Annotated in this window: 12 protein-coding genes and 2 tRNA genes; all 14 read right to left on the reverse strand. The window is 48.0% G+C overall.

The genetic code is table 11. The features are described from left to right. Positions 1–33: 33 nt before the first annotated feature. Positions 34–4,287: a DNA-directed RNA polymerase subunit beta' gene (gene rpoC, locus HRI96_RS10140; RefSeq protein WP_210117243.1), complete on the reverse strand. Its 4,254-nt coding sequence runs from the start codon at positions 4,285–4,287 to the stop codon at positions 34–36. Continuing rightward, the gene (gene rpoB, locus HRI96_RS10145) at positions 4,280–7,840 is read right to left on the reverse strand and encodes a DNA-directed RNA polymerase subunit beta (RefSeq protein WP_210118690.1); all 3,561 of its coding nucleotides are present in this window, start codon (positions 7,838–7,840) and stop codon (positions 4,280–4,282) included. The genes rpoC and rpoB overlap by 8 nt, the downstream gene beginning before the upstream one ends. 289 nt (positions 7,841–8,129) lie before the next feature. Beyond that, positions 8,130–8,513, reverse strand: a complete 384-nt coding sequence (gene rplL / locus HRI96_RS10150) for a 50S ribosomal protein L7/L12 (protein WP_210117244.1) — start codon at positions 8,511–8,513, stop codon at positions 8,130–8,132. Positions 8,514–8,771: 258 nt separating this feature from the next. Continuing rightward, positions 8,772–9,446, reverse strand: a complete 675-nt coding sequence (gene rplJ / locus HRI96_RS10155; RefSeq protein WP_210117245.1) for a 50S ribosomal protein L10 — start codon at positions 9,444–9,446, stop codon at positions 8,772–8,774. A 2-nt stretch (positions 9,447–9,448) separates the two neighbouring features. Continuing rightward, positions 9,449–10,129 (reverse strand): 50S ribosomal protein L1, encoded by a 681-nt coding sequence (gene rplA / locus HRI96_RS10160; RefSeq protein WP_210117246.1) that lies wholly within the window; start codon positions 10,127–10,129, stop codon positions 9,449–9,451. 1 nt (position 10,130) lies between these two features. Beyond that, positions 10,131–10,562 carry a 50S ribosomal protein L11 gene (rplK, locus tag HRI96_RS10165; protein ID WP_210117247.1) on the reverse strand — a complete coding sequence of 144 codons (432 nt, stop codon included), beginning with the start codon at positions 10,560–10,562 and terminating at the stop codon, positions 10,131–10,133. A gap of 145 nt (positions 10,563–10,707) precedes the next feature. After that, positions 10,708–11,265 (reverse strand): transcription termination/antitermination protein NusG, encoded by a 558-nt coding sequence (gene nusG / locus HRI96_RS10170; protein ID WP_210117248.1) that lies wholly within the window; start codon positions 11,263–11,265, stop codon positions 10,708–10,710. An 8-nt stretch (positions 11,266–11,273) separates the two neighbouring features. Continuing rightward, positions 11,274–11,459, reverse strand: coding sequence for a preprotein translocase subunit SecE (secE, locus tag HRI96_RS10175; protein WP_210117249.1), 186 nt, complete (start codon positions 11,457–11,459; stop codon positions 11,274–11,276). Positions 11,460–11,486: 27 nt separating this feature from the next. Next, positions 11,487–11,559 (reverse strand) — tRNA-Trp (locus HRI96_RS10180). Positions 11,560–11,613: 54 nt separating this feature from the next. Continuing rightward, positions 11,614–11,790: a 50S ribosomal protein L33 gene (gene rpmG, locus HRI96_RS10185; RefSeq protein ID WP_210117250.1), complete on the reverse strand. Its 177-nt coding sequence runs from the start codon at positions 11,788–11,790 to the stop codon at positions 11,614–11,616. Between the two features lie 33 nt (positions 11,791–11,823). Next, positions 11,824–11,896: transfer RNA gene (locus tag HRI96_RS10190), tRNA-Thr, on the reverse strand. Positions 11,897–12,143: 247 nt separating this feature from the next. Beyond that, entirely contained in the window at positions 12,144–12,995 is an 852-nt protein-coding gene (locus tag HRI96_RS10195; protein ID WP_210117251.1) for a FecR family protein, read from the reverse strand. A gap of 15 nt (positions 12,996–13,010) precedes the next feature. Beyond that, positions 13,011–14,171, reverse strand: coding sequence for a hypothetical protein (locus HRI96_RS10200; protein ID WP_210117252.1), 1,161 nt, complete (start codon positions 14,169–14,171; stop codon positions 13,011–13,013). After that, on the reverse strand, positions 14,168–14,629 hold the full coding sequence (locus tag HRI96_RS10205) for a hypothetical protein (RefSeq protein WP_210117253.1): 462 nt from the start codon (positions 14,627–14,629) through the stop codon (positions 14,168–14,170). The genes HRI96_RS10200 and HRI96_RS10205 overlap by 4 nt, the downstream gene beginning before the upstream one ends.

A 14,629-nucleotide genomic window follows, 5' to 3' on the forward strand; every position in this document is an offset into this window, starting at 1 on the left:
TTTCGAGTTTAATAAAACCCGAAATCCAATCTATCAGTCCGCGTCGTCGGCCATCATTGCGCCGGCGGATTCTTCAAGCTGTTCCGCAAGAGCCTTTTCTTCCCTGCGCCGCTCGACAATTTCTTCCATTTGCACGTCAAGATCTTTGTCGGACTCGTCAAAAAGCCTTACATTTTTGTAATTCCTTATGCCGGTTCCGGCAGGTATCATGTGCCCGATGGCCACATTTTCTTTTATGCCGTGCAGACCGTCGGTAGCCCCGGAAATTGCCGCATTGGTAAGAACGCGCGTCGTTTCCTGGAAAGAGGCTGCGGATATAAAGGAATCCACGTTCAGCGAAGCCTTGGTTATTCCCTGGAACATCGGCTGAGCGATCGCAGGCTGTCCGCCTTCGGCAACTACGCGGCGGTTTTCATCATGGAATTTATATTTGTCCACCTGCTTGCCGAAGATAAAGTGCGTATCGCCTACGGCCATAACTTCCACCTTTCTGAGCATCTGACGGACGATAATACCTATGTGCTTATCGTTTATGTCTACGCCCTGCGCGCGATAAACCTGCTGGATTTCGTCCATAAGGTAGTTTTGGAGCGCGTTTTCACCCAGAATCGCAAGTATGTCATGCGGACTCGGAGAGCCGTCGCACAAAGATTCTCCCGCAACGACGTGATCGCCGTCGCGGACAAGCATGCGCTTTGTCATGGGAACCAGATGGTCGAATTTTCTGCCGTAAACGTCTTCCACTATGACAAGGCGCTTTCCCTTTGTAACGCCGCCGAATTTCACGATTCCTGAAATCTTCGAAAGGACGGCAGGTTCTTTGGGTTTTCGCGCTTCAAACAGCTCCGAAACGCGCGGAAGACCGCCGGTAATGTCGTTAGTTTTGGCAACTTCTTTGGCAAGCTTTGCAAGCGTTACACCGGCTTCAACCTTCTGCTTATCTTCCACTTGAAGAATCGCTCCCGAAGGAAGGTGATAGCTTCCCATTTCGTTTCCGGCTTCGTCCGTGATAAGGATGCGCGGCTGTTTTACGTCCAAGTGCAGATCGCTTATGCGCCGCTCGACCGAACCGGTTTTTGCGTCGATCTTTTCTTCCAAAGTCGAACCAATGATAACGTCTTCAAAGTGAACGTAACCCGAATACTCGGCGATAATCGGCTCGCTGAAAGCGTCAAATTCGCCTATAACCGCGTTGGCTTTAACTACGTCGCCCGGTTTGACATAGATAGTCGAACCGTTGCCGATTTCCACCCTTATTGAATTTGCGACGCCTATGTAAAGAGTGTCGCCTACGATTATTATGCGTCCCGTCTCCGAAGCGGTTACATCTTTGCCTTTACGATTGATTATCGCCGTATCCTTCATGATGAGATTCCCATCGGAAACGAGAAGTTTATCGCCCTTTTCCATATCGTAATGCGCTAAAAGATGCGTGGTTTCCATATATCCTTTGCGCGTGAACAGCCAGTTTCCGTCTTTCGTGTCTACGCGGGAACCTTCCACCGCTCCTATGAGAGCGTCGTATTTAAGAGAAATACGATTGTCTTCGGTAACTTTGGACGCGGTGCCTCCTACGTGGAAGGTGCGCATGGTAAGCTGGGTTCCCGGCTGACCGATGGACTGAGCGGCGATTATACCGACGGCCTCACCGATTTCAACGATCTTGTTGCGCGCAAGGTTTTTACCGTAGCACTTTACGCAAAGCCCGTGCTGGGCTTCGCAGGTCAACACGGTGCGGAGCTTAACTTTTTCAACGCCGGCTTCTTCGATCTTTTTTGCCAGATCGTCGTCGATGTACTCGTTGACGTCGCATAAAAGCTCTCCGGTAATGGGATGAACTACGCGTTCAATAGTATAGTGCCCCACAATGCGCGAAGAAAGGGTTTCAACGATTTCGTCGCCGTTCTTTATGGCCGCATAATCAATGCCGTTTATGGTTCCGCAGTCGTCCTCGTTTATGACTACATCCTGAGCAACGTCTACCAAGCGGCGGGTCATGTAGCCGGCGTCCGCCGTTTTCAGAGCGGTGTCGGACAAACCTTTTCTGGCGCCGTTAGTGGAAATAAAGAACTCGATAACCGACAAACCTTCGTAGAAATTGGAACGTATGGGAAGCTCGATGATTTCGCCGTTAGGCTTAGCCATAAGGCCGCGCATAGCCGCGAGCTGAGAAATTTGCTTGGGGGAACCGCGCGCGCCCGATTTTGCCATCATGTAGATAGTGTTAAAACCGTCCTTGTCTTTGGCAAGGTTTTCCATCATGACCTTTGTCAAAGATTCGTTGGTGCGCTGCCAAATATCTGTAACCTTGTTGTATCTTTCCTTGTCCGAAATAAGACCGCTTGAATACTGGCCTACGATCTCTTCTACTTCCCTGTTGGCCTTGTCCATCATATCTTTCTTTTCTTTAGGAATGATAATATCGTCCATCGAGAGAGTGGCGCCGTAGAACATCGCATTCCTGTACCCGACGGACTTAATCGCATCGAGCATTTGAATGGTAAGCCAAGGTCCGTTGATATGATAGACTTTTTCGATCATCTTTCTGAGCTTTTTGTCGTCCATCTGCTCGTTGACGTATTCTACCTCATCAGGCATCGCTTCGTTAAACGCAAGCCGTCCGGCCGAAGTTTCTATAACCTTGCCGTTATAAGGGCGTTTTTCTACGGGAACCTTTATCAGCGACTGCCACTCAATGCTTCCGCCTTCGGCGGCAAGTCTTACTTCATCTGCCGACGAAAACCTTTTGCCGCTTCCCTTGCCGGAAGTTTTTATTGAGGTCATATAGTAAATGCCCAAAACCATGTCCTGCGACGGATAAACTATAGTGTTGCCGTTTGCAGGATCAAGCAGGTTTCTTGCGGAAAGCATGAGCGTCCAGCATTCCATCTGCGCAGCTTGAGTAAGCGGCACGTGGATGGCCATTTGGTCGCCGTCAAAGTCCGCGTTAAATGCCTTACACGCCAGAGGATGCAGCTTTATCGCCTTTCCTTCTACAAGGACGGGCTCAAAAGCCTGTATGCCCAGCCTGTGAAGAGTGGGAGCGCGGTTAAGCATAACCGGATGTTCGCGGACAACTTCGTCAAGAATGGCATAAACTTCGGGCGATTCCTGTTCTACGAGCATCTTAGCCTTTTTGATATTGAAAACGACGTCCTTGTCCACAAGCTTTTTCATTATAAAAGGTTTAAACAATTCCAAAGCCATCTTTGTAGGAAGGCCGCACTGCCAAAGTTTCAATTCGGGACCTACGACGATAACGGAGCGGCCGGAATAGTCGACGCGTTTTCCGAGCAAATTCTGGCGGAACCGTCCCTGTTTACCCTTCAGCATGTCGCTTATGGATTTCAGCGGACGGTTTGAAGCGCCTTTTACGACGCGCTTTCTCTTGCTGTTGTCGAACAGAGCGTCCACAGCTTCCTGCAACATTCGCTTTTCGTTGCGTATGATGATGTCCGGTGCGGAAAGCTGCTGAAGCCTTTTAAGTCGATTGTTGCGGTTTATCACTCGGCGGTACAAGTCGTTTAAGTCGGAAGTTGCAAAACGTCCGCCGTCAAGCTGTACCATAGGGCGAAGTTCCGGCGGAATTACGGGAATAACGTCAAGAATCATCCACGAAGCCTTGTTGTCCGAAGTGCGGAAACTTTCGACTATTTCAATGCGTTTTAAAAGACGCTTGTCGCTTTTTGCGCCTTTTTCGATCATCTTTGCGCGGAGTTCCGCGGCAAGGGCGTCAAGATCAAGCCCTTCCAACAAGGTTTTGATCGCTTCCGCTCCCATTCCGGCCGTAAACGCCTGTCCGTAACGCTCCTGCGCTTCGATGTATTCTTCTTCGGTTAAAAGCTGCCGTTTTTTAAGATCCGTGTCGCCCGGATCGATTACTATGTACTTTTCGTAATACAAAACCGACCGCAATGCCGCAACCTGCAGGTCAAGAAGCAATCCCATTCTGCTTGGAACCGAACGATAATACCATATGTGGCTCACGGGCGCGGCAAGTTCTATATGCCCCGTGCGTTCGCGCCTTACTTTAAAATGAGTAACTTCAACGCCGCAACGGTCGCAAATGACGCCCTTATAGCGAATAGATTTAAATTTTCCGCAATAGCATTCCCATTCCTTTGTAGTACCGAAGATGCGCTCACAGAAAAGGCCGTCTTTTTCAGGGCGGAGCGTGCGGTAATTTATAGTCTCGGGTTTTTTAACTTCACCGTAGGACCATGCACGAATCGTATCGGGTGAAGCAAGCTTTATCTTAAGGCTCGCAAAATCTTGAATATCACGCATTGGTAGTCTCCTTGTCAAAACCGGAAGCCGCTTTGTCGATCAGCTCCTGATCCCGCTCCGTAAGAGCGATCTGTTTACCTTTGGCGTCGTAAATAGTGAAATCCAGCGCCAAGCCGCGCATTTCCTGAACTAAAACATTAAAAGATTCCGGAACGCCGGCAGGAGTGGACGGGTCGCCCTTTACGATCGACTCGTAAATTTTCGATCGTCCGTTCATGTCGTCGGATTTGATAGTCATCATTTCCTGCAAAGTGTTTGCGGCGCCGTAAGCTTCAAGAGCCCATACTTCCATTTCACCAAGGCGCTGTCCGCCGAACTGTGCTTTTCCGCCGAGAGGCTGTTGCGTAACAAGAGAATACGGTCCGGTAGAACGCGCATGCATCTTGTCGTCTACAAGGTGGTGCAGTTTAAGATAATATATGACGCCTACAAAAATAGGATTTACAAACGGTTCTCCCGTGCGCCCGTCGCGAACGATTTGTTTACAATCCTTTGAAAGCCCCGCTTCTTCAAGTTTTTTCGCAATCATTTCCTGCGACGGCGACTGAAACACCGGCAATTCGTAGAACTGATTCAAATACTTTCCGGCAATGCCGAGTTCCGATTCCATAATCTGGCCTATGTTCATACGGGAAGGAACGCCGAGAGGATTCAAGCACACGTCAAGAGGAGTTCCGTCTTCCAAATACGGCATATCTTCAACCGGAAGTATTCTTGAAACGACGCCCTTGTTTCCGTGTCGGCCGGCCATCTTATCGCCTTCGCGGAGTTTGCGCTTGTTCGCGATAAGAACTTTTACAACTTCATCAACGCCGGGACTTAAATCATCCCCTTCGGTACGGCGCAAACGCTGAACGTCTATGACGACCCCTTCCACACCGTGGGGAACGCGGAGCGACGAATCGCGAACTTCTTTTGCCTTTTCGCCGAAAATAGAATTGAGCAATTTGAATTCGGGAGTAGTCTCCGTTTCGCTTTTAGGAGTTACCTTTCCTACGAGAATATCTCCCGAGCGGACTTTCGCTCCCACACGGATAATACCTTCGCTGTCCAAGTTGTCGAGCGTTTTTTCAGCCGTATTCGGAATGTCGCGGATGATTTTTTCAGGCCCGAGCTTTGTCTCTCGTATCTCAGTCGAAAATTCCTTTATGTGAATGGAAGTGTACATGTCTTCTTTTACGACACGCTGAGAAATCAGAACCGCGTCTTCGTAATTATAACCGTTCCACGGCACAAACCCGACCAAAAGGTTCCGTCCCAAGGCGAGCTCGCCGTTAAAGGTTGCAGGCCCGTCGGCAAGAATGTCTCCGGCTTTTACTTTTTCACCTACGTCAACCGTCGGTCTTTGATGATTGCACGTATCCTGATTAGTACGCTGATATTTTAAAAGAGTGTATTCGTCAAGTTCGTTTTCAGCTTTGCCGTCGGGTTTGACTTTAATGCAGTCGCTTGAAACCCACACGACTTCTCCCGCTCTCTTTGCGGTTACAAGAACTCCGGAATCGTAGGCGCATTTTTGTTCCATGCCCGTTCCGACGTACGGAGGTTCGGGGAACAAAAGAGGAACGGCCTGACGCTGCATGTTACAGCCCATCAAGGCGCGGTTTGCATCGTCGTGCTCAAGGAACGGAATGAGCGCGGCCGAAACGGAAATGACCTGGCGCGGAGAAACGTCCATGTACTGAACGTCTCGCGGCGAGCGCTGAGTGTAGTTGCCGCGGTGCCGGCAGGAAATAAGTTCCGTGCTGAAGGATCCGTCAGCCTTAAGACTTTCGCTGACCTGTCCTATGTAATACTTGTCTTCGTCCATAGCCGACAGATATTCATAGTCCTTAGTAGCCTTTCCGTTTTCTATCTTCCGGTACGGAGCTTCAAGGAATCCGTATTCGTTTATGTGAGTATAAATAGCCAGCGAAACAATCAGACCGATATTCGGGCCTTCGGGAGTTTCTATAGGGCACATACGCCCGTAATGCGAATAGTGTACGTCGCGAACTTCAAAGCCGGCACGATCTCGTGAAAGTCCTCCCGGCCCTAAAGCATTTAAACGCCTTTTATGCGTAAGTTCCGCAAGAGGATTTACCTGATCCATAAACTGCGACAACTGGCTCGAACCGAAGAATTCTTTAATGGACGCAACGATCGGTTTAATGGAAATAAGATCCTGCGGCTTCATGGTTTCGGTTTCTTTAAGGCTCATGCGCTCCTTCGCTATGCGTTCCATGCGGCTGAATGCGGTCTTGAGCTGATTTGTCATAAGCTCGCCTACGGAACGGATACGGCGGTTTCCCAAATGGTCTATGTCGTCGATCTGCTCTTCACCTATGTAGACGTTCAAAAGAAATTTCATCGTCGCAACGATGTCTTGTTTAACGAGCGTATGTTCTTCAACGTTTTCCTTGTAATCGAATTTCTTATTCAGTTTATAGCGGCCTACGCGCCCCAAGTCGTAACGGCGCAAAGAAAAGAACATGGAATTCAAATCTTTTTCCGCGGCGTCAACGGTAATAGGCTCGCTCGGCATAAGAACCGAATAAACGGCCGAAAGCGCGTCTTCCTTGGTAGGCTCTTCGTTTTCGGAACCTTCTTTGGCAAAACGTATGTCTTCGCGTTCAAAACAGTTTATGATTATCTGGGAATTGAGCGACAGATTTTTTTCTTTATTGTTTTTATCGCCGGGATTTTTTCTGGTATCAAATTTAATTACCGAAATAGACTTAACTCCGTGAGCAATAAGCTCGTCTATGTCATGAAGATAAAGGCGAACGCCCGCTCGGTAAAGTTTTTTTTCTTCGCCCGAATCCTTGTCTTTTACTACTACAGGCTCGGCCAGAACCTTATCTACAAGAGCGTCTCTGTCTTCACGGGTGTCTTTAATTTTGACATTTTCCACTTCGTAAAAACAACGAATGATCTCTTCGCGGGTATTGTAACCTAAAGCCCGCAAAAAAATCGTTCCGAGAATTTTCTTTTTGCGGTCGATCTTAGCAAAAATCAGTTCTTTTTTTTGGTCTATTTCAAATTCAAGCCATGAACCGCGGTAGGGAATAATGCGGCTGCCGTAAACGCCTTTATCGTGGCTGAATATAACGCCGGGAGAGCGGTGAATTTGAGAAACTACTACACGCTCGGCGCCGTTTATGATAAACGTTCCGCGGTCAGTCATGAGCGGAATGTCGCCCATGTATATATCTTTTTGCAAAATCGCGCCGGTCTGCAAAAAATTTAAATTTATCCTGGCTTTTAAAGGAACCGCGTATGTCAGACCCTTTTGCTTGCATTCAAATTCCGAAAATTTGATGTTCTGCATATCAAGATCGTAAAATTCATATTCGAGAGCCATGTCCCCGTTAGGGCTTTCAATAGGAAAGGTAGATGAAAAAACTTCCTGCAGCCCCTGTTCGTCAAGCGGCTCTTTTTTTTCAACTTTATTTTTCTGCAGGAAACTCTCATAAGATGACAACTGAATGTCTATTAGGTTGGGAACATCCATAAATTTTTGGATGTTTTTTCCAATGTACTGACGGTTGATCGTCCGGCTTTTTGCGAACATCAAAAACCTCGCTAAAAAAAACATTGCAATCTTATTTTGCTACATGAAAGAAACTCCTTCACAGCACAAAATCATTGCACAAATATTTTATAATAGACAAATCGGGGCTGCCCTGAAAATTTTCAAGGAGCAGCCCGAAAATCAGTCAAGTTTCGCCGCAAACGGGAAAGACCGCAAACGACAAGAACCTGACCGGCTTTTAAACGGCTCGCAAGGAAGCTTTAAGACTCTTACGCCCCTGCAGGAGCCGAATTCAAGCACGATTTTTATAAGACGGTAATCATTCCGCTTATTTTTTGCTTGCCTTGCCTCCGGCTTCGGTGATCTTTTTGATCATCTCGTCGGCGTCGGCTTTGCTTACGCCTTCCTTAACGGTCTTCGGAGCGCCTTCAACGAGCGCCTTTGCTTCTCCAAGTCCGAGCCCCGTAATTTCACGCACAATCTTGATGACGGGGATTTTCTTTGCAGCGTCAAAAGAATCGAGAGTTACGGTGAACTCAGTCTGCTCTTCTCCGCCGCCTGCAGCAGCCGCGCCGCCTGCAGGAGCCGCAGCAACGGCAACCGCCGCCGTTACGCCGAATTTCTCTTCCATAGCCTTTACAAGCTCCGAAGCTTCCAAAACCGTCATGTTTGCGATCGCGTCAAGAATTTGATCGTTTGTTAATGCTGCCATATTGTCTTCTCCAAAAATAAAAATTTTTAGCCGCCGCGAGGCATATTTTACCCCGCTTAAGCATTTTCTCGCCGCTTTAAGGCACTCAAATCGCCGTGCTGCGGCATTTTATAAAGGGCGCTAAAGCTTTTTACAAAAGTTTTACAACACCCCACAGCACGGACAGTCGACAGCGATGAAGCCTGACCGCGCTTAAAAACAAAAACAGAAGCTGAAAGGTCGCCCCTTAGAGCCGCCTCCACAGCCAGGCGAAAACCCTTAGGTCGCGGCTGTTTCCGCTGCAGGAGCTGCGCCTTCTGCTTTGGGAGCTTCGGCCGCAGGAGCCGCATTTTCTGCAGGCTCGGCCTTGGAAGCCGCCGCCTCGGAAGGAGCCGCACCGGCAGTCTCTTCAGGCGCACCGCTTTTTGCAGCTTCAACAGCCGCTCCCCCGTCCTTTTCTTTTTTTTCTGCATACGCCTTCAATGTGGCGGCCAATTTACGCGCAGGCCCGTTGATTGCAGACATAAGCATTGCGATGAGTTCTTTTTTGCCCGGAATCTTCGAATAGGCTTCCATTTTAGCCACATCGTAGATTTCTTTTCCGATATACCCCGCCTTAACGCTCAAGGCCGGCACTTCTTTGGCAAAATCAAACAAAACTTTCGCGATATCGTTTGAATCCTCTTTAGCCATGGCGATAGCCGTAGGCCCTTTGAGGAATTCCGAAACATTTTCAATTTTAAGACTGTCAAATGCAATCTTTGCAAAATTATTTTTTACGACTTTGAACTGAGAATCTTTTTCACGGAGCTTACCGCGCAACGCTGAAATCTGTTCAACCGTAAGACCGCGATAATCCGTAAAAATAAAATCATTATAGCCTTCAAACGTCTTTTTTGCAGACTCGATCGCCTCAGTCTTTGCAGGCTGAACTTTCTTTGCCCTCATAGCCATAATCACTCTCCTTCCTTATAGTCGACCCATACACCGGGGCTCATAGTCGAACTTACGGAAACGCTCTGAATAAAACCGGCCTTTGCGTCAGAAGGCTTTTTGCGCCAGATTTCGCCTAAAAGCGCCGTGATGTTTTCCGCAAGCTTAGCCGTGTCCATAGAACTCTTACCTACGGCAATGTGAACTACGCCGCCCTTGTCGGCACGGTATTCGGTGCGGCCTTTTTTAAGTTCGCCGATCGCTTGAACGATGTCGTTCGTTACCGTTCCCGTCTTGGGATTAGGCATAAGCCCCTTGCGTCCGAGAACCATACCCAAGCGTCCCACATCTTTCATCATGTCGGGAGTAGCTACGGCAACGTCAAAATCGAGCCAGCCGTCCTTAACCTTATCGATATATTCCTGAGCTCCGGCGTAGGCCGCTCCTGCGTCCAAAGCTTCTTTGGCGCGGTCTTCTTTACAGAACACAAGAACCTTTTTTTCGGCTTTAAACTGATTGGGGAAAACCAGCGTATCCCGAACTGTCTGACCTTTGCCCAAGCGAAGCGAAACGTGCGCCTCTACCGTTTCATCAAATTTTGCGTATCTCAACTCGCCGACTATCTTACAAGCATCGGAAACCGGATATTTTTTTGTAAGATCGTGCTTTGTAAGTGACGCGCGATATTTTTTTCCGTGTTTCATATCAGTGCTCCACCTCTACACCCATACTGCGGGCAGTACCGGCGATAATTTTTTTTGCCGCTTCGATATCGTTCGCATTGATGTCGGGCATCTTTGTTTTTGCGATCTCTTCAAGATCTTTTTTAGAAAGAGTTCCAACTTTGTCGCGAAGGGGATTACCTGAAGCCTTTTCCAGCTTTAACGCTCTTTTGATCAAAACCGCCGCCGGCGGAGTTTTCAAAATAAACGTAAAAGACTTGTCTTGATAGACGGTGATAACGACGGGAATCACAAGCCCTTTTTCCATGGACTTGGTTCTGTCATTAAATTCCTGTACGAATTTAGGCGCATTCACACCGTGAGGGCCCAAAGCGGGACCGATCGGCGGAGCGGGCGTCGCAGAACCTGCAGGACACTGCAGTTTAATGACAGCCGTCACCTTTTTTACAGCCATATATAACTCCTTAAATTGGTATGAATGAATTTAAGATCCCTAACGGGATCCGTCCTTCACTCTAGCGAAACACCTATGTCCGACGGACTTGTGTTTCTCCCAAAATTCGGAAAACGGAATTTCATTCCGTTCTTCAATTTTCAAATCAAACTTTTTCCGCCTGCAAAAGGCTCACTTCAACCGGCGTAGCGCGCCCGAAAATCTGCACCATGACGCGAAGACGGTCTTTTTCGGAATTTACTTCTTCGATCGTGCCGGTAAAGGTTGCAAAAGGGCCGTCCGTAATTTTCACTTGGTCGCCCACGGCAAAACTCTGTTTAACATGAACGGGTTTTTCGCCTTTGATTTCACCGGCCTTTTGAAGCAGATTTTTTGCCTCATCCCCTGAAATAGGCCTGGGGCGCACATCGGGGGGCGTCCCGACAAAGCCGGTCACTCCCTGAACGCGGCGGATTTTGGAACATATGTTTTTCCAGCCGAGATCGGGCAAATCCATTTCCAGCATTATGTAGCCGGGTAAAAATTTATTGCTGCGGGAACGTTTTTTACCGTCTTTTATTTCGACGATCTCTTCAACGGGAACTTTTACATTTGTAAGGACCGCGGGATCTATCTCTTTTGCTTCGAGCATAGACCTGAGCGTGCGTTCTATTTTTCCCTCATAGCCGGTATACGTATGAAGTATATACCATTGTTTAGACATTAATACCCCTATCTCATCACTGCGCGGAATGCAGCCGAAAACCCGGCATCAAGCACGCCCAATAATACTGCAATAATAATCGTAGAGATGATCACAACTTTTACAGAAGCGGTAACATCATCACGGCTGGGCCACACAACTTTTTTAAGCTCTGCGACGCATTCACGTAAAAAACCGCCTACCTTTGCTGCCATATTTTTCCTCAAAAATAAAAAAAATAACAGGCCAGGAAGGACTCGAACCCTCGACACTCGGTTTTGGAGACCGATGCTCTACCAACTGAACTACTGACCTAGGATATATAATCCGCCTTTTGGAAAATTTCCGACGGGCGAACAAATTCAATCTCTATCGTATTTTAACTTCTTTGTGCAAGGTGTGTTTACGCGTAGAAGGACAGTATTTCATCAATTCAAGTTTGCCCTGCAAGTTTTTACGGTTTTTTGTTGTTGTATAGTTGATCCGTTTGCAATCGGTGCATTGCAATCCTATGATCTCTACTGCACCTTTCTTTTTGCTAGCCATAAGCTTCTCCTAAAAAAAATTGATCTTGCGCTCAGCCCCCGTGCGGAATCGAACCGCAGACCTTAACCTTACCATGGTTACGCTCTACCGACTGAGCTACAAGGGCAAACTATTTGGGTTGTCTGAAAAATATACAAAAGACGCTCTCTTATGTCAAGGCTTAAACCGCGCTATCATAAATTGCCTCAAAAACACGTTAAAACACGGTGGTGCAAATCAATATACGGCGGGCAAAACGGTTCACGGCGCACGCCTGGGGCATCGCTCGCGCATACCCAAAAACATAGCGCGCTTTATCCTTAAAGCGCGCTGCATCCCGTCACATAAAACGTCTATCAATCGAGAACGGAATATTATTCCCTAATAGAGACAATAATGTTTAAGTCGCCCTTGATTGGAGCGGCGGGCGAAGAAGCCAAAGCGGCGCCTACCGAAGAACCGGCGGAAGAAGTTGTAGCCTTCGCTTCTCCGGACGATGCGGACGTTGTAGACCCGCCCACCGAAACGGCGGCGGCGGCGGCGACCTGAGACGGAGGAGTGACAGTTCCCGTAGAAGAAACTTCGGCGCTGGTTCCTTCACCTACGGCTACGGCCTTTACGCCGTCCGACGGAGCCGTGCTCACGGAACTCATAACGTCGCCGCCGCCTTCTGCTTCAGGAGCGTCCGCAACTACGGAACTCTGCTGCTGCGAAGGGGGCGTCGGCCATACAGCCCAAGTGCTTCTGGTGCTGTAAACCGTTCCGTCGGAAACGACTCTTCCTTCTGTACCGCGGACGGAAGCCGTCGCAACGGGACTGCGCACCGAAAAGCCCACGCGCTTGTTTTCAGCCGCCCTAACGTTCGCTCTGACGCTTCCCGTATCAAGGAACATCTGCGAAGCTTCGTTTCCGTCTTTTTCCGCAAGCTGTTCGATAGTTATGCGGGAAAGAGGCTCCACTACAAAAACGGAATTTCCGAATTTTATATTCGCTTCGGATTTAAATCCCGTAGAAATGACGTCGCCTTTTTTGATGGAATCTCCGGCCGCCAGAGATTTCCAAGCAGCGCCGTCTTTTACCTGAACTTTGCCGGTTGCGGAAATAACTTTTCCTTCCGTATTCTTGCCGGCGGCCGGAACTGCTTTAGTATCCGCCGCAAAGGCTGTTCCCGCAAAAAATATTCCCAAAACCACGGCAAAAACCGCATTAAAATTCGCTTTTAACATATTTTCCTCCTGGCATTAGAACGACAATGCCGTCTTAAACGTAAATTCAAACGTAGAATTTCCCGATTCCGGAATATATTGCGCTGCGGAACCTGAAAACTGTAAATCGCTTAGAGCCTGCCATAAAACCGTAAATTTCCACTGGGTGCCGTCATAATCGGCGCTCTTTGTCGCGATAAAAAACGAATCCAGAGAGCCCGTTACAAGCAGAGCATCCAGCGGTTTAACCGTAACCATAGGCCCTATTTTTAAAAGATCTTCCCATGTGTGTCCGGCGACGGAAGCGGTAGCCGGTGTAAAAGTCCTAAAGCCCCCCAAAGATCCCTTGTCGCCTGAAGCAAAAGTTCCGTTCAAACTGACCGACGACGAATAAAATCCGGGATACATCATTAGAGAAAACTTTGACAGATTGGACGTTTCCCAATCATTATCCGAATCGAGGCGGCTCACTCCGAATGTCGATGAAAGAATATAAAAAACCTTGCCTTTTACCGGACCGTTTGAAACCGCCGTAAAATACATACGGTTATAAGAATTTTCCATATCGAACGCGCCTAAAAATTCAAAACCCAGCGTTTGCGACTTAAAAATATTCGGGAGCGTGACGGCGGTTTCAAGGATCGCATAAGGATCTTCGCGAACATAAAAATCTTTTTTATCGATCCCGTCGGAGGACTGCATATTGTACAAGGTGGACTTGGCATTTAAAAGCCCCGTATATCCGCCGTAAAAGGTAACTTCCGCAGCCTGCGTTTTTAAATTTGCCATTACGCCGTCAGCCGCCTGAGAAAACACCGTAGCCGACGCATCTGAAATCGCAAATCGCCCGAAATCAAAAACCCCGGATTTAAAAATTCCGAAAAGCTTGTCGGGAAATTCTTTTACAAATTCGGCTTTAAACAGCGACAGATCCAGAACGTCGTCCGTCTTGTCGGTAGAATTGATCCACCTATAATTGTAGTAACCTTCCGCGATAAAATAATTGAGGCCGTCTTCCGACAACGGGATCCTAAGCCACGCGGAAGTATTGAAATCGTTTTTAAGACCGTCTTTAAATTTTTTATCTTCCGTGAAAGTCGACTTTACTTCATCGGAAACGATAGCCCCGTAATCAATTGAAAACACGCTTCCTGCCAAGAGTGCAAACAAAGCGGCGGTAAAAATTCTTTTTTTCATAGCGACCCCTCACTTTCCGCTATTTCGGAGCAGCGCATAAAAATTCTAAGAGCTTCGCGGCCGGAAACTTTTTTTTCAGGATCGTCCGTTCTGGAAAGCAGTTTTCTGGCCTGTAATTCACGGAATGCGTAGCGGTCGGAATGAGTAAGAGAGTACAACAGGCCGCCTTTTATGTTCCACGCTTTAAGACAAAGAGCCGAAAACCGTTTCAAATCGACAGTGTCGTCAGGAGCCGCGGTCACAGACCAAATTCCTTCCTTTTCAAGCTGCGACAGAGCATCTTCGCCGGACGCGTCGTCGTTTATAAGCCCACGCCATGAAGCTGCAAAATAAGCGGCCTGTGCAAAAGTAATTTCTTTTGCAGAGATCGTTTCCGTCATTTTTTCGGCAGACTGTGCAAAAAGGGTAAAATATGCGCCGCAAAAAAGAACCGTAAAAAACAGCATAATCCTTTTCAT

The sequence above is a fragment of the Treponema parvum genome (genome assembly GCF_017893945.1).
Taxonomy (GTDB): domain Bacteria; phylum Spirochaetota; class Spirochaetia; order Treponematales; family Treponemataceae; genus Treponema_D; species Treponema_D parvum_A.

Excerpts from the sequence above, each read along its gene's own strand:
- rplK (WP_210117247.1), bottom strand. The coding sequence starts at position 10,562 with ATGGCTGTAAAAAAGGTGACGGCTGTCATTAAACTGCAGTGTCCTGCA.
- rplA (WP_210117246.1), bottom strand. The coding sequence starts at position 10,129 with ATGAAACACGGAAAAAAATATCGCGCGTCACTTACAAAGCACGATCTT.
- rplJ (WP_210117245.1), bottom strand. The coding sequence starts at position 9,446 with ATGGCTATGAGGGCAAAGAAAGTTCAGCCTGCAAAGACTGAGGCGATC.
- rpmG (WP_210117250.1), bottom strand. The coding sequence starts at position 11,790 with ATGGCTAGCAAAAAGAAAGGTGCAGTAGAGATCATAGGATTGCAATGC.
- HRI96_RS10195 (WP_210117251.1), bottom strand. The coding sequence starts at position 12,995 with ATGTTAAAAGCGAATTTTAATGCGGTTTTTGCCGTGGTTTTGGGAATA.
- HRI96_RS10200 (WP_210117252.1), bottom strand. The coding sequence starts at position 14,171 with ATGAAAAAAAGAATTTTTACCGCCGCTTTGTTTGCACTCTTGGCAGGA.
- nusG (WP_210117248.1), bottom strand. The coding sequence starts at position 11,265 with ATGTCTAAACAATGGTATATACTTCATACGTATACCGGCTATGAGGGA.
- rplL (WP_210117244.1), bottom strand. The coding sequence starts at position 8,513 with ATGGCAGCATTAACAAACGATCAAATTCTTGACGCGATCGCAAACATG.
- rpoC (WP_210117243.1), bottom strand. The coding sequence starts at position 4,287 with ATGCGTGATATTCAAGATTTTGCGAGCCTTAAGATAAAGCTTGCTTCA.
- secE (WP_210117249.1), bottom strand. The coding sequence starts at position 11,459 with ATGGCAGCAAAGGTAGGCGGTTTTTTACGTGAATGCGTCGCAGAGCTT.
- rpoB (WP_210118690.1), bottom strand. The coding sequence starts at position 7,840 with ATGTTCGCAAAAAGCCGGACGATCAACCGTCAGTACATTGGAAAAAAC.
- HRI96_RS10205 (WP_210117253.1), bottom strand. The coding sequence starts at position 14,629 with ATGAAAAGGATTATGCTGTTTTTTACGGTTCTTTTTTGCGGCGCATAT.